Raw genomic sequence first — 19,812 nt, forward strand, 5'->3', positions numbered from 1 at the left:
AAGTGAGAACGGCTGTCAATAGACAGCCGTTTTTATTTTCTCCCTTTTAGTTTATACTTCATAACATCTTTTAGCATCGATTTGTTCTTTTCATTAAAGGCAACCAATTCTGATGCAATGTCTGGTTTAGCAGTAATCTTATCGGCTACAATTTCGTAAGCAATATTTTTAGTAATTTCTTCTAAATCCTCATGTTTTCTAAACTCATGCTTCATCGCCTGCAAAAACAACTCAGAATTCTCCTCCGAAACCTCAGACTCATAAATTGAGGCTATCGCAGCGGATAATTTCTCTGTCGATTCGATATTTACAAAATAGTTATTCAGGCAATTAAATGCATCTTTATTACTTTTCCAGCCTGTTAGCAATACTTCTTGCGCTCCGCTTGTATCTTCGATTTTATCTTTATAAATAAACGATGCTTTTACATATTGGTTATTTGTTTTATACTCCTCTATCACTTTACCATAATACTTATCAGCTTCCGGTTTGTCTTTCAGAATTGTATACAAATCGCCCACTTTTTCGTTTTGATTGAGCTCTCTGTATAATTCAATTGCTTGTTTGTACACATGACCTTTTTCATAACACTCCGCCGCTTTGTTTTTATTATTACAATACTTAAGATGAACCGCTGCGGCTTCACTGTACAACTTCCCTTCTTCAAGAACATCTGCTGCTTTGTAATGATTTTTAAGCAGTTTCATGTACACATGTGCTGCCTTAGCAAAATCTTTTCTTTCTTTAAATTCTTCAGCCATTTTTTCATATCGGTTTTGTATTGTGGCAAAACGCTCAGAATCTATCAGGGCTGAACCTCCTGAACCTGATGGCTGGCGTGGTGGTGAATAACTTCTGGAAGAACTGGAAGAATTATTACTAAGAAGTGCCAATGCTATTATTAAACCAATTGCAAACACAATAATGATTAAAGCAAGAGACGAATTGGCTCCAATATTAGTATTATTGAAATTACAACTTTTCAGATTAAACAGAATGACCAGCACAAAAATTATCTTAAAGACAATTATAAAAGGTTTACCATCAAATTCAGGTCCATCCATTTTATTTCTGCTTCCTCCTGAAAAAGAACTACCTGCAGCTGAACCCGAACCAATTCCTTCAAAAGAAAGTCTTCCATCAAATCCTCCTCGTGCAGTTCCTAAAGTATCCAGCGGAATAGCCAGTTTTAAAGCCATTTCTGGATTTTTATCCAGAAACGCCAAAAACTTATCCATTTCCTTTTGATTTCCTTTCATTAATTCCTCCATATCAAATGGCAAATCATCTGGCATATCTTCCTGTGAAAATGGCTTTTCCAGCGCTTCCAGAATATCTTCCGTATTTGCTTCGTAGCGCAATGAGGATATATGCTGCGGAATATGAATTGTTTTTGAAGGTTCGAGTATATCTATTTCCTTTAAAACTGGTGTTTCAATTAAATTGATCCACGAAACTTCTTCTTTTAATTCCACTAATCCAATATCCGGATGCATAAAATGATAATGCTCTGAAAACAAATTGTGCCACTCAGCCTTTGTTAACTGAGGGGTCACAATCGTATTTTCAGGAATAAACAATTTGTTTTCTATCAATTGACAGAAATAATTCTTTCCTACACTATCTGTTTTAATCAGACTCTGATCCAAAATCAACAAACACCCGAATAACTCATTGGCATTTGCACCGGGAACAGGGAAGGCTTTGACTAAATGGAACGCCAATCCAATATTCTGAATTTCCTGAAGCCATACTTTTGGCAATCCGCTTTTTATAAAAACACCTCCTTTAGGATATGTGTTTCTGGAATTTATGCTAAGTTTGAGTTCCATGCTGTCTTACATTTTGTATAAATGGATCTAAATATTTTTCCAGAAAGTCTTTTTCTTTTATACTTTCCAGAAAAGAATCTGTTATAAAATAATCATTACCGGAATATTCACTTTCTGAGGCCATAATAGTTCTTCCGTTTGCGATAAAAGGAATATAAAATTTAGGAATTTCTTCCTTACTGCTTTCAAATATTAAAATTCCGTCCTTGTTGGTTACTCTGCTTCCGTCCTGCGACTCAAAAAACAAGGTTTCGATGTAACAAACTGCGCTGCCTCTTTCAATTATTTTCTTTAAATTATCAGCTTCTTGTCTTGTTACATTATTTAAAATAATACCAAGTTCCTCATCTACAACAGCTTTACTTTCTGCTAAAGATTTATCTGTATTTTGTTTTATTATCTGGACAAGATCAATAACTGATGTTCCTTTGTTTTTCAAAATAAGCTTTACTTTTTCCTCAAATCGTATTGTCTCTTGTCTAGATTCACTCGGGTGATAGTAATTTCTTTTAGAAAATTCTAAGTGAGTGAAGTTAAACCCATTAATTTCGAAATGATTATTTACAATTGACATTCCTTTTAGTTTTTTTATAACACTGTATTTGAATTTACTGTTCATAAAATCTCTGACAAAAGAATTTTGTTTTATGCTATAGTTCACAAAAGCATCATTAATCAAATTACTGAACTCAGACTTCATTTTTTTTAAACCATCATCGACACGCCAATAGCTTGTACCATCAGTCAAATAAAATTCACTTTTATGTCCAAAAACATTAACTTTTAAATCATTAAAATCTTCATTAGAAACCAAATTACTTTTTAGCTCCTGTTTATCAATATTATAAATACTAATTTTTGGAGTGGAATCGCTTACATAACACAGTAGAAATCTTTCTCCTTTGCCATTTGTTTTTATAGCAAAATCTCCTTTGTCAAAAGGAAGATTTGAAGCCACTTTTTTAAATCCTTTGTTGAATTCATTACTGACAAACCGAAATAAATTTCCGTTCAGATAGGTATAAAAATCCGTCCCATAATAAAAGATATTCTGATAGCTTCTTTCTACCGGAAATAAAAGCGGAATATTATCAAAGTCTGTTTCTGAATACTTATGACTTGGTAAATCTCCCTTTTCTTTTTTCCACAGTTCTTCCAGCGGCATTATAATATGCTGCAGCATCTTTCTTCCTTTGTTCTGATTTTTATAGACCTTAATACCCTCCATCTCCATTTCAAAAACATACTTAATCTCGGTATAATAAGTGCTTATCACGTTTTTCATCGCCGTCAGTTTCAAACTGTCTTCTGAAGAAAAAAGAAATACTTCCTGATTTTTACTGCTGATTTTATTTTGCTGAAAAAACGATTCAAGTCCTTGCGAGCAATCCAGTTTACCACTAAGTTCACTCAACGCCTGAATTACATCATGAATGTTCTCTAACGGAACTTCTTTAAAATCCTGACCTGCTACAAAAACTCTGCATTTAATATCGGTTTTGGGATGTCTTGCAATCGCAATTGCCGAAGCAAAAGAAAGAATCTTAGGATTTCCCCAGTTTTTTAACGAACTGTCGATAATCAAAATACGTTCGAACTTATCTGCTTCCGGTGGCACTTCTCTTTGAATATATAATGCTTCGTTGTTTGCAATTCTGGACATAAAAACGTCATCATCATACGCAAATTCAGAGATTACCAATTTGTCAAAATCACCTTTGTTTGTCAAATCCGAGATTCCTCCCAAAGGCTGTTCACTTGGATGATTATGGTGCAACGGAATATGAAGTCCCGACCAAAGTCGATTGATAAGACTTCCTACATGAAATGTACGATCATCATTTATAAGTTGCTCTACAAAAGTGGCTGTATCGCTAAGATTTTCCTCTTCTAAAATTTCTTCTTTCAGCTTATCCTTTAAATCCTCATGCGGATTATCCTCCATGGCGTACAAAATCGACTGCACTGTTGGGAACCTCTTTTTGAGTAAAGCCAGTGTTCTGAAATCTTTTATAAAATTGGCATCATTGAAAGGCTCTTTTACTCCTGCTCGCACCAAATGATGTCTTTTGTCTTTATATTCGTCGAGAATCTTCTTTGCTTTTTCAGTAGAAATTCTGTTATGACATCCGTCAAAAATAGTCTGAAACATTTTCAGTCTTCTCTCACCGGTTTTATATTCGTCAGGCAAAGCCGAAAGCTGTCTCATAAAACCAATACTGGCACCTAATCGAAACGAATGTTCTATAGGAAAAGATTTGGTTATTTCTATACCTTTTGCCCATTCCTGAATTCTGTCAATTGTTTCCTTGCTATCGTGATTGGTCGCGGTAATAGCCAATAAAAGAGTTCCGAATGGCGGAAAATTACTATCAGAAAGTGCTTCTAAAATTTCAAAGACAAATTTCTCATAACCGATAGTTTGTCCATTCGGAATTGTGATCGTTTCAAATACACTATCCGGAGAAAATATCTGATTTTCCCATTCCCAAAAATAGTCTGTGAACGATTGAAAGTATCTTTGAAATTCCATTTTTATTTTATGAAAAAGTTAAGCGAAATGAACTAATTGATAATGGTTTTATATTTTGTTTGGAAATAGAAGAATAACTGTTATCCTTATTCCATAGTATTATATTTTTATCGAAAGGATTTAATTTATCCTTAAGTGCCTGGGTCAAAACAGTCCATTCAAAATCATATCCTGAAGGCAGTAAAAAATCATTCTTAAACCAATATGTATCACCTTTTAAGGGCAATAAAGGTTTGCCGATAATCAATGCTTTATTATGGATTACAATCCATTGCAAAGGTTCAAGTCGAAATTTTGGAGCTAATTCGATATAAGATTTCAATTCCTGATATTCTACTAGTAAAGCATGCGCTTCTTTTACATTTTCTGATCGTTTTAATGTAATCTGAAGTGTCTGATCTATACCAAAAAAGTTATGATTGAAATTTGGCAAGGAAACAGGTAAACCCCTCAAAACGGGCGACCATAACAAACCCGAAGGCAGTTTTTTGGTTGGCAGCTGTTTTCCTATCTCAAACAACAAATTATCTTTTAGCTCGTATGTTTTGGTATACGGAATCTGGAGAACCTCAGCCGAGTTTATTTGTTCGGCTGAGAACTCTTTTATCCAGATTGTATTGGTCTCAAAAGCTATTTTGAGATTCTCCCAATGTCGCACTGCACCAAGAAAATCTTTATGCTCTTTATTAATTTCTAAAAAGTACATGTTAAATAGTTTGAAGAATTTTTTGCCACAAAGATTCTATATGTTCCTGAATATACTTTTTCTTTTCTGCATCTTTGATCCAGTCGCAACGGGTTTGAATATATCTTAATTTATCTTTGATCACATTTTGTTCTTCAAAAGAAAGACTCTCATCCTGCCATTTTTCGATCAGATAATTTACTTCTTTCATCACACTTTCGGCATCCGGTGTTTTATTGTACATCGCCTGTGGGTGCGCTTCTGTAGAAGTATCTTTTTCGATGATTTTATTGATGATTCCTTCCAGAATTTCAATTTGCTCTTCGTTATCCCAGATATATTTTAAAACCCAGAAATCAGACACAATCGATTCTTTTCTTCCGCACATTAACGCACTTGCTGCGATAAGATTCTGAAGTTTTACTGCACGTCGGTCAGAGACTTTGATTCCCGTATTTCGAAGACTATGAATAATATCTACATATTCGTTTCGTGTAGCGCTCAAATCTACCTGACGGCAAAGTTTTTGCAATTCGCGAACCTCATCTGCCGAAATGGTTGGCGCTTCTTCAGTCACAGAACTTTCCAGTTTCCATCCGGCAAGTAACACCTGATGCAATAAATCCGGTTCTACATAATCACATTTAATACGAATCAGAAAACGGTCAAGCAAAGCATTTAGCGATTCATCTTCAGGCATAAGGTTACTTGCACCTACAAACATCAATGCCGGCAATTTTTTAGTTTCTTTACCACGACGAAATATTTTTTCGTTAAGCGCCATCAGCAAACTGTTCAGAATAGCCGAATTGGCGTTAAAAATCTCATCCAGGAAAACCATCGATGCTTCGGGCATCATACCATCAGTATTGGTAATCAGTTCCCCTTCTTTCAGTTTTCGAATATCAAAAGGTCCAAAGATCTCATTGGGTTCTGTAAAACGGGTCAATAGGTATTCGAAATTTTTGTCGCCTTCGATTCCTTTAGAAAGCGATCTTACGATGGCACTTTTTGCAGTTCCCGGAGGCCCGAGCAAAAAGGCATTTTCTCGTGCCAGTAATCCAATTCCTAACAGATCTATGATTTCATTTTTTCCAACAAAAGTTTCTTTGATATGTTTTAGAACGGCATTTAATTTAGCTGTAGCATTCATTATTTTACTTCTATTTTATTAATTCGTTTTTTTAAAGTTGTGCCCAGAAAAGTTTTTGGTAGTCTCCAAATCCTATTTCTAATTGTTTTTTTATAAAATCAGATTGTGCCCATCTTATGGATTTTCTTTGTACGATTCGATCAATGTAAAGCTGCAGCAGGCAATCATTTGTTACAAGTGTTTCAAAATTTACATTTTCAGTATCCAGATCAGATCCAATGGCCGAATAGTGAAATTGGATTAAATGTTTCTCCAAAATCTCAATCACCAAATCTTCCGGATCTATTTCCCTAATTTTAGTTATAATCTGAGGTAAAAAACGAAGACAAAGATCTGCCGAAATAATTGCAGAAGCATCCAGTACACCTATATAAAAAGGCAAAAGTTCCTTTACATCGTTCATTTTATGCTCTCTGTGCAATAATAGTTGTGTAGCTAAATATAGTGTTCTGGCTCCCCATAATGCAGCTCCTGCATTAAAATCAGGAGCTATGCCCGGGTATTCTAAAATTTCGTTTTCATATTCTGTTTCCAGAAATAAAACGACTTCGGTTTCCTCTGTCTGGGCAATTGTAATTAGCTTATCATACAAAATAATCTGTTCGATGGTTCTGAGATGATAAATGGTATCTAAAAAAGGCGTTTTTATTTTCTCCATATTGTTAATTATACCTTTTTGAGTCGGATTATTTTTTAAAGAAAGTGAATTTCCCGTCTCATACGAAAAATTGTACACTAACAAATATATTATTAAATCCGAACCTTTGTTCAAATATTACTTTTAGCTTTTGCAATTATTTTTAACAAAAAGCGAAACTACAGCTTTTAACAACTGTAGTTTCCTTTTACAGCTATCAACTATCCATTTTGATAACTGTGATCAACAAATTAAATTCTAATTTTTAAGACACCAGTGCAAAATTTTAGCGATATTCTTAGCGTCGTCAATGCCTCTGTGGTGCGTTCCTTCTAACGGAATATTCAGAATATGCAAAGCACCATTCATTCCGGTTGATCGTTGTAAACCAAACTTTTCGGCAAAATGTTCTTTTACATTTATATGATCTTCTCCCATAGGATATGCAACACCAAACGATTTACATTGCTTTTTCAGTATATTCAGATCGTACTGACCATAACTTGCCCACGTAAACAAATCAGGATTGTATTCGTCGATTAACACATTGATTGCTTCCTCAAAACTTACACCGTTTTGATCCAGTAAATCCTGGGTAATTGTTGTTAACTCGGTACAAAACGGACTCACGCTTGAGCGTTGCGGCTTGACTAGTATTCCTTTATTTTTAGTGATTTCACCAGTCTCAGAATCTAAGACAGCCAATCCAATTTCAATAATTTCGTTTTGCTCGCCTTGTGGGACTGCACTTTGCCAACATGTGGCTTCTAAATCAATAATGATAATTTTATCTATAGTTTTCATTTTTTTTAATTTTTAAATAATTTTTTTTTTACCGCAAAGAGCGCAAAGATTTACACCAAGAAACGCTAAGGTTTGTTTCACGCAGATTGAGCAGATTTGGGCAGATTTTTTATAATCCTTTTAATCCTCTAATCTGTAGCTAAAAAAACTTCGTGCCTTAGCGCCTTTGTTGCAAAAAGCTTAGAAAAACATACTCTTGAAATCCAGAAAGAAACTTCTTTTTTTAGTTTTTTCCTTTTTTTCAGCATTCTTCTTTTCAAAAACTGCCTTAGCTTTCTCGATCCGTTTAACTGGTTTTTCTTCCGTTTTAGAATTTTCGTAAAACTTTTTGAAAGGACGCGGATGAAAATCAACCAAAATTGCAGCCATATTTATAGCATCAATATTTGAAGGATCTGTTTCTCCTTTAAAGAACGTTTCAATAGGTCTGAATTTATCTTTCTTTTCCTTAAACTTATTCTTTTTGGTGTGATCAAAATCTAAAGACAATAGATTTCTAAAAACATTTAAGTCATCCTGAGTTGGGTTATTCTCGAAAATGAGCCAGCACAAATCACGCAGTTTTCCACGAGAAGGCTTGTACAAATAATCAAAATATTTCCTCTCTTTTTCTATGTCATATTTAGCTCTGATAGCTTTTTTATATTGTTTTAATGTATTAGTGTTCATGGTATTTTTTTTGTAATTCTTGGGAACCTCAGGAAAACGTAAGACGCCTGGAAACCCAATATCTACAAAGCTTAAAACACCAATACTTTGCCGGAGAAAAATCTCCTAAACGATATAAATTTCCTTTAATCTTACCTTTTCATTCCATTTTTTATTGAGCTCTAAATGCGTTCCTTTACACGAGGCAAATGGGAACTCACCAAACTCAACTAGAGCTGTATGACCAAAATGACGGTCAGACGCAAATACTATTTCTTGATTCATCCTTAAATTTTTATTATTAAACTAAAACGATCAACATTTACTGTTAATGGTTTCTATTTTACTTTACGAAGATTTCTTTTAATTGACCAATTACGTTTCCACTACCAGAAATGGTGATTTCACCAATTTTATCTGCGATTTTTTCAACGTACTCCATCTCTTTTAACTTCCACAACATTTCATTTTCTTCCATCAGCTTAGCTGTGTTAAGTAAACTTCTTGTTGCAGCAGTTTCTTCTCTTCTCATGATGCTGTTCGCCTGTGCTTTTTTTTCGGCAACCAAAACCTGATTCATGATTTCTTTCATATCTCCCGGAAGAATTACATCTCTAATTCCGGCGTCTGAAATTTTCAAACCTAAGTTTTCGATTTTTGAACCCACTTCTGCTAAAATTTCTTCAGCAATAGCATCTTTTTTGTTTAACAATTCATCCAAGGTCAAACCTCCGATAAAAGCTCTCAAAGCCAATTGCATTGCTACATACAACTGCTTTTCAAAGTCCTTGTTTTCTATTAAAGCTTTCATGATATCAACAACCTGGTATCTCACAAAGAAATTGATTCTCAATCCTGCTTTATCTTTAGTCAACAATTCCTGACCTGAAATCTCTACTTGCTGTTGTCTCATATCGATTGTTTTTACTTCGATTGTAATGGCGTTGTTCCAGAAGTAATGCGTTCCGGATTTCAACTCTTTTACAAAAGCTCCGTTCACAAACAACAACGCTTTGTCGTTGCTCGCTACAATAAACTTTCTTATGAAGTATCTCATTTTCACATTTTCCAATAAGGTAACCTTAATGTTTTCTGTGATTTCGATCTTTGACAAATCAGCTTTTGTGAATTCATTTTTCACAATTCCTTTCCAAAAAGCATATCTTCCCGGAGTTAAAACTTCTTTAAAGTTTCCGTTCACGAACTGCAATACAATTTCGTTATCGGCAACCTCAACAATTTCAAGCATTGAAACCAAAACTTCATTTTCCAATAAAATATTCAATTCAAATGGAGCCTGAAAAACGGCATTCATATCGTAGATCAACACATTTTTGTTTCCAAAAATCCAGTGTAAGCCTGCTTCTAATACTTTTATTAATTTTCTATTTTCGAAAAGCAAACCCACCTGGTATGCTTCGATTTTAATTTTCTTTATCATTTTTATTTTGTTTTAAGGTTTCAGATTTAAAGTTTCATGTTTTGAAATCTATAAAACCTCTATTTTCTTTATTCTATTCTCTTTATTCTAAATTTAAAAAACCTCCTTGTCTTCGTCCTCCGGGAAAAACGGGTGAAAAGTTGTCAATGGTTTACCTAAAATTGTTTGCGATTGTATTTTATTTAAATGATTTCAAAATCATTTGAACAATCAAATCGAAAAGAAATCAGGTATTTCAAAAAACATTACTTTTCGCACTGGCTTTATCGTGAGTGTGAAATTTTAGAATCTAAAATTCCTAGTTTCACTGACAAAGACAAATCAGTTTTTTTTAATGGTACATCTTTTTAAGAGTGATGCGCTCTACTGCTTACAGATTTTCAGTCTGTTGACTTACCAATTTGTCTAACCGAGTTATAGTCGGTGTAGGATTCGAACCTACATAAACACTCTAATGTTCTATCCTGATTGAACTATCGTATTACTACGAGTGGGATTCGAACCCACAACCCTTAGATCCCTTGTGTGAGATAGTTTTTTGGAAAACCATCAAAACCTCCAAATCAAGTTGTATAGAGAAACATGATTCGCCTCTGCGAAAAGTCCCCTACAATGGTGCTATACAGAAACACTCAACCGGACTTGTTTGATATTTTTACTCAAAGCCTAAACTTTGATGTATTTCAATTTATAAAAGAACTTTTTTTATTTCTTATTCAAATATTCAAATCACACTGCGCAATTATTTTGCGCAGTCTAGAAAAATTAGTTAATCCATTCTATAACAGTTGACAAATAAATTTGCCTAACTTCTTCGAATCGGGTTATGTTGGGTATATGATTTACTTCTAATAAATATTTAGTACCATCATTTGCAACGATATAATCGTTTCCAATCATATCCATTTGCAAAACATTCTTGATATAAAGCGTATCCTCTAACAAATCCTGATCAACGGGCATAAAATTGGCATTATCAGGATGGATCGATTTTAACCAATCATCACCTTCTAGTTTTATCTGCCAATAGGTATCACCTATCATCATGATACGAACAGCTTCACCTTCGAAATAAGGTTCTATGGTTGCGGTAAATTCGCTTTCCCATTCTCCAGTAAAACGATGTTTGTTCTCTCCGCAATGCCAGTTTCCCCATTTTGCAATGGTATCCTGAGCTGTATTTACAGAAGCGCCTGCACTTATAAATCCGCGTGGAGCACTAAACCTTGAAAGAGATAAAGCTTTTACCAGACAAGGAATTTTAAAACGGCAGTCGAGCATTGCTGAAGCCTTTGGATAACAATCTCCATTCCAGATCGCAAGACCTGTAATAAAATCGAAATCATTGTCATAAATTCCGTAATACACCACTTTATCCACAGGTAACATTCCAATTCCATTTGATTTTTCCATATACAAAACCTCATCTTTAACTACAATTTTCGGTATAGACTGATGCCAGATAATATGTCCTGAATACTGCACTTTTATAATGTCATATTCTTCTTGTTCAATTCCAACAAGGGCTATTCGGTTGTATTTTTGTTTCATCGTTTTTAATTTTAAATGTTATTTTTTTCTGCCACGAAGGCTCTAAGGCATAAAGTTTATTTTTCTTAGCGTCTTGGCGATTTTGCGTGAAAATTACTCACCAACTTTTTTTGTTACTTTGTCAATCTCTCGCAAAGGCGCAGATTCGCAAAATTTTATTTCCTTAGTGTCTTAGAGCCTTTGTGGCAAAGTCCTTTAAACTACTTCCATTTTTAATCGTTTAATTCCAAAATCAGATTTTCTTAATTTGCACATTCTTTCGTCTGAAATATGATGGAAAACAATTCCTTCAATATCATTTTCTGATAAGATTCTTTCTAAATCATCAAAATCAAGACTTACAAAATCAAGTACTTCACTACCGTGTTTTACTAAAGTATGTTTCTCAAAATTTTCAGGGTTTCCTTGTACTTTTGGTCCGCATAATTCGTATGTCCCATCAGTTTTATCCTCTAAGCGATCGAATGCTTCGAAGAAATGTTTGTCTTCAGGTTTTGAACGATCACATTTTAACCAGTGAGGGTGATGTCCTGTAATTACATCAGCTTCCTGACATGGGATTGCATTTGCCGGAATTGTACGTCCCTTTTTGGCATCGAATCTTTTGAATAATTCTCCGTTGATAATAGCTGCCGCCGTACCATCAAATTTTCTGGTTGCGATTGCTTCTCCGTTTATTACCCATTTATTTTCTGCATTAATTTTATTTACTACTCTCGCTAAATCGTTTGGATCTTTAGCGAATAATGTGCTTATCTTTTTCATGTTTATTTTTTTTTAGTTTGCCACTAAGGCACTAAGGCTCAAAGTTTTTTTTCTTTGCGTCTTGGCGGCTTTGCGAGAATATTGCTAGCTACTGCATCTTTAAAATCTCTCGCAAAGTCGCAGAGTCGCAAAGTTTTCTTTTTATATCTTCTTTTTAAACCTTTACGACTTTGTGTCTTCGTGGCATTTTCAATATTTTGTCTGGAAAGCAAGACTCGAACCTGCAACCTCCTGCATCCAAAGCAGGTAAACAACCAATCGTTATCTTCCCAGTTTTTTTTCTGCCGCGAAGACACTAAGACACAAAGTTTTTTTCCTTAACATCTTGGCGACTTTGCGAGAATATTACTAGCTACTGCATCTTTAAAGTTTCACGCAAAGTCGCAGAGTCGCTAAGTTTTCTTTTTATATCTTCTTTTTAAACCTTTACGACTTTGTGTCTTCGTGGCATTTTCAATATTTGTCTGGGAAGCAGGACTCGAACCTGCAACCTCCTGCATCCAAAGCAGGTAAACAGCCAATCGTTATCTTCCCAGTTTTTTCTGCCGCGAAGACACTAAGACACAAAGTTTTTTTCCTTAACATCTTGGCGACTTTGCGAGAAAATTGCTCGCCAGCTCTTTTTACAATACTTTCTTAATCTCTCGCAAAATCGCAAAGTTTTCACTTTAAAGAATTTGCAAAATCTGCTCTATCTGCGGGAAACAAAAAACTTTGTGGCTTAGCGCCTTTGTGGCAAAAATCGCGGCTCATACGGGAGTCGAACCCGTTTCTCCCGAGAGACAGTCGGGAAGGTTAGCCAGTAACCCCAATGAGCCAGTTCTTTCTAGAGAACAAGTGATTTTGGAAGGATTCGAACCTTCGACCATCTGCTTAGAAGGCAGACGCTCTATCCAACTGAGCTACAAAATCAGTTATTTTTCTTTTTGCCACAAAGGCGCTAAGACTCAAAGTTTTCTATTTTTAAAGCTTATTAAACCTTTGCGACTTTGTGCCTTCGTGCAAAAAACAATAGGCATAAAAAAAGCACCTGATCAAAGGTGCCTTACAAAATTCAACGTGATATAACTATCCTATTGCCTATAGTGATGCACCTGCATTGCGAAACGTCCAAGATCGAATCTTGCGTTTAGTGGTAATCCGTATGATATTTTATTTTGTAAAGCCATTTTATATGCTGTATTATATTTTAAAATTCTTATCATTATTTGAAACGCTGTGTTTCAATTTTGTTCGGCAAAGATAATGTTGAAAAAATCATATTTCCAAATATTTTTTAAGATTATTTTTCTGAATATCAATTAGTTACAACCTAATATAAAGCAAAGAAATTCCTGTCCGCAAACTAGTGCAGATTTATCTTTTTATCCAAATGACTGTTACTCATTAGATTACTTTCCAAGATTATATTTCCCTATTTTGATTAATCATTAAACATTTGGTCAATTATTTTTTTAGTTATTTTTAGTTAAATTTTCTTTTTAATCATTTTTTTAATCTCCTTTTTGTACTATCCGATGAATTCAAATTGTTTAAAAACAAAAAAAAGCGTCCTGAAATGAGAACGCTTTTTGGTTTTATGATGAGTTTGACTCTAAATTTTACATTTTAATTTCATAAAAACACATATAGCATCCTGAGCTTTCAGCTGGATAATCTCCCGCTAATTGTTCAAAAATTCTGCTTGATGATAGTGTCATGTGTATTTTTATATTTTTAATTACGGGAACAAATGTAGTCTTTTTTTGTCTTAATTTAACAATTTATTCTGAAATTGTTATTTTTTCAACATAATCAAAAATCCTCATAAGTGAACTTAATTTCGTAAGGAAAATTTTCATTCGTGTCTTTTTCAAGTACTTTTCTTCCTAGCTTATCATAAGAATACGTATGAGTTATAACTTTTCTCCCTTCTTCTCTTTCTCCTTGAGGCGATACAATATAACTTCCCTTTGAGTTTTGACTATCTTTTTGCTCATGATTATAATTCCTGCCAACCATTTCATTTTTTTTATTATAGCTGAAATTATCAGTTCTAACCACTTTCGGTGGATTATTACCATCTAAAACCATCCACACACTTTTTGTAAGGTTTTTATTTTGATAATCATATTGAGTACGATTAAGAATTACCTTTCCCTTTTGCCAATTCATTTCTTTAAGTTGATATAAATTATCATAATAAAAATTGTACATATATAAATCATCAAATTCAGTACTTACAGTTGCACCTTCTCCTTTACTAGGTAGTAACAATACTCGAAGTGTGAACGAATCAGGAGTTTTAACCAATATTGTTTCATACGATTTTGAATTAATATCAGTACGTTCATTAAAGTGATCCATTTTTTTTATCAATCCATCCTCAAAATATTTTACTTTATATGTATCAATATTAGTATTGTCATACAATTTTCTCTGATAAGCCACAATACGATGCTGTTTGTCATATTCAAAAGTATAATTTCTACCCTTCCAACTGCCTGTTGTATATTCGATATAAACCTTTTTGGTATTCTTCAAAGTTTTATAATCTGGAATAATATTATCTTCTACAAACAAGGCTTTGAAAATATTATTATTAGCCATATCTACTGCATCTGCAGGAAAAGCAATATGTTTCCCTTCAGTTTCATTAATATCATTTACTTTACTTTTGAAATCTTTTTTAAATTGTTTATTGTTTTTTCTGTCTTCTTTTTCCTTAAATGTCTTTAACATTTTCTGAAAAGCTTCTGAATTTGCAACCTCAAAGTAGGTTTTAAATTCAGGCAGATACGAATCTTTCAAACCTCTAATGATAACAGGAGCATTATAACCATTGCTAAGAATAAGACCATATTTCGGCAAATAAACACTGTCTATTACAAATTCTCCATCTTCATTTTCAAAACTTATAGCAGTAGTTGACGTATTTGTGATATCGAACGAATCGGGAATAGCACCTTCAAAACTAGAGAACAAATAAATCTCTTTCATCAGCTCTTTAAATTTATAGTACTGTTCTGTATTTTTATTTCTGTAATTACTAATAAAAATAGCAGAAGGTGCACCAACAATGCGCATTCCGTTCGCTTTTTGTTCTTGTATTTGTTTAAGAGCTTTTGGAGACAGCGTTTCTATATTCGGCAGTTTTTCTAAAGTGGTTTGCGCCTGCAATAAACATATTGGAAATAGGAGAAAAAAAATAACACTATAAAAAGCTTTTTTTAAATTACATAAAGGATTATACATAGAATTGTTTTATAAATAAATTGAAAAATATTAAATATTTAAGAAATCGTCATTTTCACTGCCAAAATATGTTTGCAAATTCCTCTTTTTCCCTGATAAGCAGTAAACCAGTCACAAGTGCATCTTTGCGAAGTATCATCTATAATCACTTTATGTACCACTCCGGAACCTTTTACTTTAGCCTCAATATAATTGGCTTTTCGTTCTACTATTTCTATTTCTTCGTTATCGATTAGTTTTTTAGCGTTTTTAAGTCTTGGGTTTAAAGATAGTATTCTTTCTGTCTTAAAAGGAAGACGACGATAAAAATGAGCCTTTTCGCTTAAATCATATCCTAATAATCCCATTGAAGATAAATTAGATGTGAGATTATCCATAGTTCCAAAATCAATATCATTTTCGATAGAAAGCATCGTTGGGTCAAACATTTCATTTGATTTTAAAAGACTGTTTAAGCCGTATACCCATTCTATTGGTAAATTTTCGGTCATGGTTTCCAGTACATTTCCTTCACCGGAAAAGCCACGATATGAGTCAGGAGAAAATGCCATTAGTAATTGCATTTTGCCAAACTCGCATACAATAGAACAGGTTTGTTTATCTGACGATTCGTAAATGAAAATTTTATCTACAATTGCCAGAATACCTTCTAACAATCGTAATCTTTGTACACCTCCAATTCTAACGCTGTCTGCAGTTGCCAAAGTCGAAAACATAAATTTTCCGGCTCTTTTGGTAATGAAAAATTCGCCTTTTACGTTTCCTTTTGGCAGACTTTGAAATAACTGAATTGTCTGGATTTTATTGAGTTCAAATTTTAAATCCATATCGGCCAGATAAAGCTGAACGCTTGTTAATCCTTTTATCCAGCGCATGGGCAGTGTTACTTTTTTCTCGACTACTTTTGCTTTACTTGTAATTACCTGAACATCCTGCTGACCAACAGCCAGTGTTACTTTTTCATTTTTCTGAATGGCATTAAGTGCATTGAGCATCGGATCATTAAAATCGACATTGGTTGTCCCGCTTGCAATAAATTCTCCGTCTACTGCGTCTGGTTTCATATCGAGTCTTACATATACGCCATTACAGGAAGAAAAACCTTCGAAACGAAGTCTTTCAGATCCTGCCGAAACAATAGGATCGCGAAGACTTGGCGGAATTGGCCCAAAACGGGAACGAACCACTTTGGCAATTGTACTCCAGCATTTGGCGGTAACATAAGGATCTGTCAAGCTTCCCCAGAAAAAACACGGAATATTATTGATTTCTTCAATTTCAGTCTGGTGTGCTAAAACCAGGTTGTTGATTCCTTTTGTTTTACTGTAGGTCGAAATTCCTTTATAATTATATTCTAAATCGGTCATGTTCTTTATTTTAAAATCTGCTTAACTAATGATTTAAGCGCTAAATTATCTTTCCATTGCTCGAAAAACCCAATTGCTTTTGCCGAAGGTTTCTGATTTGTTTTCATCAGAATGTCTACATAATTTTCCACCATTTTTTTGAAATTCGTTGGCAGTTTGTCTTTTACCTCAAGGTTTTCAAAAAATACTTTAAACAATTTTACCAAAGCACTGTTATGAAGCGGAGAAATATCTTTCAGGGCTGCTAATCCGTCTGAAAACCTTAAGAAAACTCCATATTTTTCAGATGCCAGACTTGCTGCTTTTTGAGCAAATATTGCTACATCAACAGCTTGTTTTTCGATTAAATTAATTAAAACTTCTCCTGCCAGTAATCGTAAATCTTTCTTTTCCTGAAAGAAACAGGCCGCGAATAAAAGTAACGTAGTTTCTGAAAATCTAAATTCAGATCGGTTCATTACATCCAGGAATCCTTTTAATTCCGGTTTAGAACCGTCTCCCGTTGCACAATTCTGTAGTAAGGTCAAGGCCAAAGCATCTGAATTCTGCGGTGTTAAACTATGCCAGTAATACGTATTCCCTGCGTAGTTTAATAAATAATCCCAGCCGTTTCCACGATTATAAATATCCTGACTGTATAATAAGTAATTTGGAATTTTGGTATAATTCGGTAAATCAAATTTTAACTCGTACCAGGATGGTGTTCGTTCTTTTTCTTTGGTTTGATAATTTGTCCATTCATTCCATTTTTCCTTAAATTTTATTTCTGCTACAAATGGTGCAACCACATATGGGACTTCTTTTAAATAGGTATTTTCAAATTCTGTAAAAGTACCGTTTGGATAAAATGTACGTGCTGCCGTAGCCCAAAGAGATAAGTTCCCGGTTTCTTTCGTAGTTTTTCCTAAAACCGCCAGTGCTTTTGAAAATAAAGAATTTGAATCTAAACTCAGTTTTTCATCAACACCAAGACAAAATGATAAAAGTGGTTGGAGTTCTCCTTCGATCTGATTTAATAACGGAATTGCTTCTTCGACATTTTCCCTTGGCATACGTGCCATCGCAATTGCTAAATCGACCGAATCAATTTCTTCTTTGTTTTTTTGGTATTCGATAACTCTTTCCAGCAAAACTTTTGGTGCTACCCAATACGGCTTATGGCTTGGGAAAGAAAGCAGCGGTAAGGCCGAATTTGAATCCATTTTTTCCTGTACTTTTTCCAGTAAAGGTTTGATTAAAATAAGGGTATTTATTTTTGAATAATGTTTGTATCGGCTGTCAAATTTGCCATCTACATTTTCTATTTTCTGCTGTAGAAATGACTTCATGAAATTTTTATGAACGGCTTCAAAATAGTGTTTTTGCAGCTGTTTTTCATAAGGCTGTAATTGTGCTTTATAGTCTGCCGGAAACAAATCTCTTTGCTGGATGTAGGTATTCATTAGAATTTCTGTATCCAGAACCTCATTAGAACCAATGAAATTTCCAAACTGAAATACGATATCATTCCAGTCCTTTGGCAGCTCAACTTCCTCGATAAGTAATACTTCTTTTTGAGGTGCAAAATGATATTCTTCTAAGGTATCCTGATCCATAGTCAGGGTTTCTTCATCTAAAAATGAACTCAATCCTGATTTTATATTGCCCTGCATTAAAGTAACATACGAACTCAGTTTTTCCTTTAATACTTTGTCTTTTGGAGATGCGATTTTCAGGATAATTTTAGATACTTTTTCCTGTAAGGTCAAATCAGAAATTACATAAACATCAGCCAGAATTGAAGCTATGGCGTTGTTTAATTTCGGGTTTGCTTTGCTTATTTTTTCTAAAACCGGCAACACACTTTTTATAGCCGCTTTACAGTCGCCACGCATCATTAAAGGTTCAAGCCATTCCAGAAATGATTTGGTTTTAAATTTAGGGTGATTGTAAATTTTCTTCACCAATTCAATTCCGTAGCTTGTAATGGGCGGATAGGCATTATGCAAAAACGAGAATATATTTTCCTGATATACGATCAGTTCGTCTTCTGAAGCTTTAAATTCTTCTATTCTTTTTCTAAAAAATGATTTCAGGTTATTGTTCCATTCTTTGGTTTGAATCTGGATGGCATTTTCAATAAAGAAACTGCGTTCCATTTTTTTCTCATCAAGTAAGGTTTTGTAAATAACACTCCAGGTCTGGAATTCATCATGTTTTTGAGCATGATCATCTCTGAAAAAATTATTATGAAGTACGGTTTCGTAGTTAAACAACTCAGGAATATCTCTCTGGTAAGCTGTTTTATCATTTACGACTTTATCGATAAATTTTCTGGCTTTCATTTTGGTTCGCCATTCATTTACATCGGCAAGACATAAAGCATACAATTCAGGATTAAACTGTATTAAACCCAATTCTTCAAACTGATGCAGGATATAATAATTAAAACTTTGCCAATCCTGTCTTTTTACTTTTTCGAGAATAAAAGTTTCGAGCCAATTGGGTTTCGCCCATAATAGAGTATCTGTAACATACGCTTTTTCATTTGCTTCGTTAAGAAGATGTAGCGCTTCATCCCATGAATTAATTTCGGTTTTGTCAAATAATGCTATAGCACTCAGGGTGATGATTTCCTTTTGTTTCTGATCTCCTCTGGTTCCCCATGAAGACCCCCAATTATTATTGGTTTTATTTTTTTTGAGATATTCAGGTTCTTTGGATAAATCTATGTATTGATTCCAAAATCTGTTATTTTTTTTAATATGTTTCTTTAATGCTTCGATATTGCCTTTTGAATTTTCTTTTAAAAAAGGCAATAAATGTGCAATATCCTTAGATTTTATGATTTCATCGTATTCTTGCAGAACAGCTGCAGAACTTATGCCTTTGGCTGTTTTAGGTTTAGAAATTATAGTAACTTCTCCGCTTTCAGAATATCCTTTTTTTATTTTTTCATTTAATAATTTTTCAGCAACTCTTAAGCATTCTTCATCTGTAGCAAAACTTTTGGTTTGAGAAGTTCCTGTGGTTCCGTTTTTACCATAAGTCACAGTATATTCAAATCCTGTCACATTTATTTCCCAGAATTTATCTGAATTGCCATCAATATATTTAAGACTTTTTTTCATTATATCGTAAAGAAAGGTTTTAGGGTTATGTTTGTTTTTAAAAAATCAGGTT

14 protein-coding genes and 4 tRNA genes are annotated in these 19,812 nt (G+C 33.9%); all 18 read right to left on the bottom strand.

Going from position 1 to position 19,812, the window contains the following annotated elements; genetic code table 11:
* Positions 1 to 32 precede the first annotated feature (32 nt).
* The 18 genes from A4F88_RS25180 to A4F88_RS12035 all read right to left on the bottom strand — a co-directional run bounded on the left by A4F88_RS25180 (position 33) and on the right by A4F88_RS12035 (position 19,760).
* Positions 33 to 1,832: a hypothetical protein gene (locus A4F88_RS25180; protein WP_082815759.1), complete on the bottom strand. Its 1,800-nt coding sequence runs from the start codon at positions 1,830 to 1,832 to the stop codon at positions 33 to 35.
* The gene (locus A4F88_RS11965; protein ID WP_068842846.1) at positions 1,816 to 4,365 is read right to left on the bottom strand and encodes a hypothetical protein; all 2,550 of its coding nucleotides are present in this window, start codon (positions 4,363 to 4,365) and stop codon (positions 1,816 to 1,818) included. The genes A4F88_RS25180 and A4F88_RS11965 overlap by 17 nt, the downstream gene beginning before the upstream one ends.
* Positions 4,366 to 4,372: 7 nt before the next feature.
* Positions 4,373 to 5,071 carry a hypothetical protein gene (locus A4F88_RS11970; RefSeq protein ID WP_068842847.1) on the bottom strand — a complete coding sequence of 233 codons (699 nt, stop codon included), beginning with the start codon at positions 5,069 to 5,071 and terminating at the stop codon, positions 4,373 to 4,375.
* 1 nt (position 5,072) lies between these two features.
* Positions 5,073 to 6,203 carry an AAA family ATPase gene (locus tag A4F88_RS11975; protein ID WP_068842848.1) on the bottom strand — a complete coding sequence of 377 codons (1,131 nt, stop codon included), beginning with the start codon at positions 6,201 to 6,203 and terminating at the stop codon, positions 5,073 to 5,075.
* A gap of 31 nt (positions 6,204 to 6,234) precedes the next feature.
* A complete protein-coding gene (locus tag A4F88_RS11980; protein WP_068842989.1) occupies positions 6,235 to 6,861 on the bottom strand; it encodes a hypothetical protein in 627 nt (208 codons plus the stop codon).
* Between the two features lie 237 nt (positions 6,862 to 7,098).
* Positions 7,099 to 7,644, bottom strand: coding sequence for a 3'-5' exonuclease (locus tag A4F88_RS11985; protein WP_068842849.1), 546 nt, complete (start codon positions 7,642 to 7,644; stop codon positions 7,099 to 7,101).
* A gap of 180 nt (positions 7,645 to 7,824) precedes the next feature.
* Positions 7,825 to 8,313: a hypothetical protein gene (locus tag A4F88_RS11990; protein WP_068842850.1), complete on the bottom strand. Its 489-nt coding sequence runs from the start codon at positions 8,311 to 8,313 to the stop codon at positions 7,825 to 7,827.
* A gap of 105 nt (positions 8,314 to 8,418) precedes the next feature.
* Positions 8,419 to 8,577, bottom strand: coding sequence for a hypothetical protein (locus tag A4F88_RS25425; RefSeq protein WP_156062662.1), 159 nt, complete (start codon positions 8,575 to 8,577; stop codon positions 8,419 to 8,421).
* A 58-nt stretch (positions 8,578 to 8,635) separates the two neighbouring features.
* On the bottom strand, positions 8,636 to 9,733 hold the full coding sequence (locus A4F88_RS11995) for a slipin family protein (RefSeq protein ID WP_068842851.1): 1,098 nt from the start codon (positions 9,731 to 9,733) through the stop codon (positions 8,636 to 8,638).
* 765 nt (positions 9,734 to 10,498) lie between these two features.
* Positions 10,499 to 11,284: an ATP-grasp domain-containing protein gene (locus A4F88_RS12000; RefSeq protein ID WP_068842852.1), complete on the bottom strand. Its 786-nt coding sequence runs from the start codon at positions 11,282 to 11,284 to the stop codon at positions 10,499 to 10,501.
* Positions 11,285 to 11,479: 195 nt separating this feature from the next.
* Complete coding sequence (locus tag A4F88_RS12005; RefSeq protein WP_068842853.1) at positions 11,480 to 12,049, bottom strand: hypothetical protein; 570 nt, start codon at positions 12,047 to 12,049, stop codon at positions 11,480 to 11,482.
* Between the two features lie 200 nt (positions 12,050 to 12,249).
* Positions 12,250 to 12,322, bottom strand: a tRNA-Pro gene (locus tag A4F88_RS25430).
* A 190-nt stretch (positions 12,323 to 12,512) separates the two neighbouring features.
* A tRNA-Pro gene (locus tag A4F88_RS12015) sits at positions 12,513 to 12,585 on the bottom strand.
* Positions 12,586 to 12,794: 209 nt separating this feature from the next.
* Positions 12,795 to 12,867, bottom strand: a tRNA-Asp gene (locus A4F88_RS25435).
* Positions 12,868 to 12,887: 20 nt separating this feature from the next.
* Positions 12,888 to 12,961 (bottom strand) — tRNA-Arg (locus A4F88_RS12020).
* Positions 12,962 to 13,843: 882 nt separating this feature from the next.
* Entirely contained in the window at positions 13,844 to 15,283 is a 1,440-nt protein-coding gene (locus A4F88_RS12025; protein WP_068842855.1) for a hypothetical protein, read from the bottom strand.
* A 38-nt stretch (positions 15,284 to 15,321) separates the two neighbouring features.
* Positions 15,322 to 16,650, bottom strand: coding sequence for an SWIM zinc finger family protein (locus A4F88_RS12030; RefSeq protein WP_068842856.1), 1,329 nt, complete (start codon positions 16,648 to 16,650; stop codon positions 15,322 to 15,324).
* Positions 16,651 to 16,655: 5 nt separating this feature from the next.
* Positions 16,656 to 19,760, bottom strand: coding sequence for a DUF6493 family protein (locus A4F88_RS12035; RefSeq protein ID WP_068842857.1), 3,105 nt, complete (start codon positions 19,758 to 19,760; stop codon positions 16,656 to 16,658).
* Positions 19,761 to 19,812: the final 52 nt, after the last annotated feature.

This window comes from Flavobacterium chilense (assembly GCF_001602525.1).
Taxonomy (GTDB): Bacteria; Bacteroidota; Bacteroidia; order Flavobacteriales; family Flavobacteriaceae; genus Flavobacterium; species Flavobacterium chilense.

Bases quoted from the DNA above. Each gene is read 5' to 3' on its own strand.
- A4F88_RS25180 (WP_082815759.1), bottom strand. From the start codon at position 1,832: ATGGAACTCAAACTTAGCATAAATTCCAGAAACACATATCCTAAAGGA.
- A4F88_RS12035 (WP_068842857.1), bottom strand. From the start codon at position 19,760: ATGAAAAAAAGTCTTAAATATATTGATGGCAATTCAGATAAATTCTGG.
- A4F88_RS11970 (WP_068842847.1), bottom strand. From the start codon at position 5,071: ATGTACTTTTTAGAAATTAATAAAGAGCATAAAGATTTTCTTGGTGCA.
- A4F88_RS11975 (WP_068842848.1), bottom strand. From the start codon at position 6,203: ATGAATGCTACAGCTAAATTAAATGCCGTTCTAAAACATATCAAAGAA.
- A4F88_RS11965 (WP_068842846.1), bottom strand. From the start codon at position 4,365: ATGGAATTTCAAAGATACTTTCAATCGTTCACAGACTATTTTTGGGAA.
- A4F88_RS12025 (WP_068842855.1), bottom strand. From the start codon at position 15,283: ATGTATAATCCTTTATGTAATTTAAAAAAAGCTTTTTATAGTGTTATT.
- A4F88_RS12005 (WP_068842853.1), bottom strand. From the start codon at position 12,049: ATGAAAAAGATAAGCACATTATTCGCTAAAGATCCAAACGATTTAGCG.
- A4F88_RS11980 (WP_068842989.1), bottom strand. From the start codon at position 6,861: ATGGAGAAAATAAAAACGCCTTTTTTAGATACCATTTATCATCTCAGA.
- A4F88_RS11985 (WP_068842849.1), bottom strand. From the start codon at position 7,644: ATGAAAACTATAGATAAAATTATCATTATTGATTTAGAAGCCACATGT.
- A4F88_RS11995 (WP_068842851.1), bottom strand. From the start codon at position 9,733: ATGATAAAGAAAATTAAAATCGAAGCATACCAGGTGGGTTTGCTTTTC.
- A4F88_RS11990 (WP_068842850.1), bottom strand. From the start codon at position 8,313: ATGAACACTAATACATTAAAACAATATAAAAAAGCTATCAGAGCTAAA.
- A4F88_RS25425 (WP_156062662.1), bottom strand. From the start codon at position 8,577: ATGAATCAAGAAATAGTATTTGCGTCTGACCGTCATTTTGGTCATACA.
- A4F88_RS12030 (WP_068842856.1), bottom strand. From the start codon at position 16,650: ATGACCGATTTAGAATATAATTATAAAGGAATTTCGACCTACAGTAAA.
- A4F88_RS12000 (WP_068842852.1), bottom strand. From the start codon at position 11,284: ATGAAACAAAAATACAACCGAATAGCCCTTGTTGGAATTGAACAAGAA.